Origin of the sequence: Vibrio sp. S457-15 (assembly GCF_000960545.1) — a bacterium.
Lineage (GTDB): Bacteria > Pseudomonadota > Gammaproteobacteria > Enterobacterales > Vibrionaceae > Vibrio > Vibrio parahaemolyticus.
In genome coordinates this window covers 1-399 of the sequence record NZ_JYOQ01000125.1, presented here as the reverse complement: position 1 = coordinate 399, position 399 = coordinate 1, and the positions used below count along the sequence as shown (strand labels likewise).

Annotated in this window: 1 protein-coding gene; it reads left to right on the top strand. The window is 40.1% G+C overall.

The window, feature by feature from the left end:
* Window positions 1–155 precede the first annotated feature (155 nt).
* The coding region (locus UF05_RS13240; protein ID WP_048852515.1) for a DUF1244 domain-containing protein at window positions 156–399 on the top strand (244 nt) is incomplete at its 3' end.

The following is a 399-nucleotide window of genomic DNA, read 5'->3' as shown; positions in this document are numbered from 1 at the left end:
CAATAAGATAGATGGCGCTTACCATATCAGTTTTTGTTCAAAGGTAGTGATTTTCGAATGGGAATTGTTGCGCTAAAGCATACTTCCTACTTATGAAAGAGGACTAACTGGATATGGTGACGAAAGCCAATCAAATAAGAGAGAAGGAACGTAAAGTGGCTGAATTCAAATATAAAAATCTGACTCAAGAAGAACAAGACAAGTTAGACGCAGCTACATTTCGTCGTTTATTGGCGCATTTAGATGCATACAAAGATGTGCAAAACATCGGCCTGATGAGCCTTGCGGTCTTCTGGCGTAACTGCTTTAGCAAATGGTACAAAGCAGAAGCTGAAAACCTCGGTTTGGATTTAGATATTGATGACGGTCGTGAACGTGTTTACGGCATGACTTATGATG